This window comes from Carboxylicivirga agarovorans (assembly GCF_050589845.1).
Lineage (GTDB): Bacteria > Bacteroidota > Bacteroidia > Bacteroidales > Marinilabiliaceae > Carboxylicivirga > Carboxylicivirga agarovorans.
In genome coordinates this window covers 1-1,477 of record NZ_JBNGPA010000081.1, presented here as the reverse complement: position 1 = coordinate 1,477, position 1,477 = coordinate 1, and the positions used below count along the sequence as shown (strand labels likewise).

Genomic DNA, 1,477 nt, shown 5'->3' with positions numbered 1-1,477 from the left:
CTACTCTTTACTGTTATTATTGTTCAATATGCTCATAGCAAGCAAATAACCTTCGTATTTTATTGTAAAAATATCCAATCCTTGCTTTATTGAGATATATCCAGGTCGGGGTTGGGAGGCATATCCGCTCCATCCGCTTAGTCTTGCCAGTACCCAGGAACAATAAGCAATGGTTCCCAGTTTGAAAGGATTTCTTTGCTTCTTAGTATCACCTTCCATTGTTTTGTTTAGTATTTGTATAAATTCGATTTCAGGTGGGGAGAATAATATATTGGCTTTGGCCACATGGTTTTTATCGTATGCTATTTTAAGCGTCATTGTTGTCAAAGATACCTGTAGAGCAAGGATAAGCTGTTTCTTTAAAGCCATGCCTGTTTCTAATTGAGAATCCTCAATCTGCATCCCTTTGCTTTTAAGTATTCTGAATAGTTCTTCGATAATCCATCTTGTACTATACCATTCAATACATTGTAAAGCATCTTGTGCATTAGATATTTGATGAGTCGTTAGTAAACGCCAGATGATAGGTTCTTCATGTTCAGGAACAGTTTCTGCAAGCTCTCTTGCTTCAATAGCCCACATTTCAACATACTTGGGATCATTACTGGGCTTTTCTGTTTTACTTTTAGGTTTTGCTATTTTTACTTTGACATATTTTAAACTCATTTTAGCTATCCTATTCTTTCTCTTCTTATTGTGTTGAATGGGTAATTCATACTCTAGTTCAATAGGTTGTGTTTCTAAATAGTCAAATAGTTTAATATCCTGACCGTATAGCTTTCTGTTAATACTTGATCGTATTAATAGATGCGTTTGTTTATTAGGAACTCTTGTAAGTTCCTCATAGATATCAGCTTCTCTGTCCCCAATAATGGTCAACTGAGAGGATTGGGATAACAATTCCTGAGTTTGTTGGGCAGACCTTATCCAACGAAAAGATTCCTTGTCTTCAATATTGAGCTTTTGATATTCTCTTTCGTGTCTGTTTTTTTTATCCCATGATCGATTCCATACCTGTATTGAGGAAAAGCCCAGAGGTAGGTGATGTTTGGCATCTACTACCAACATAGGGTGACAAAAATAACCTCCGTTATCATTCTTGGTTACAGGACCAATGTTAATATCTTCTTTTCCTATACGACCAATGTGTTTTGTATAGTTTATTTCAGTTGTATCTTGTATACATAGCAAATGTCCAGCTCCTTGATTGGCTTTGCATTTTGAGGTAATAGATTCTATTAAGTCCATTTCTGTAAATGAAGGGTTTTTAAGTAGCTCATAAGCCGCTTTCTTTTCTTTAAAGGTAGAAGAAAACTTATTTACTATTACATTTCCTACTTTTTGCATATTATTTAATACTTCCTCTGCTCTTTTTTCAAGCCTATAATCAGATAAAAAGCCTTTGAAATAATTATCGTATCCCTTGTGTATCATACACTAAAGATACTAAATATAATTATACATATGAAATATTAAG

The 1,477-nt window shown here is 34.2% G+C and carries 1 protein-coding gene; it reads right to left on the bottom strand.

All coding sequences use genetic code 11. The annotated features are described in order from the left end of the window. Positions 1-1,434 carry an IS4 family transposase gene (locus ACRD69_RS25285; protein ID WP_430817918.1) on the bottom strand — a complete coding sequence of 478 codons (1,434 nt, stop codon included), beginning with the start codon at positions 1,432-1,434 and terminating at the stop codon, positions 1-3. Positions 1,435-1,477 lie beyond the last annotated feature (43 nt).

Excerpts from the sequence above, each read along its gene's own strand:
- ACRD69_RS25285 (WP_430817918.1), bottom strand. The coding sequence starts at position 1,434 with ATGATACACAAGGGATACGATAATTATTTCAAAGGCTTTTTATCTGAT.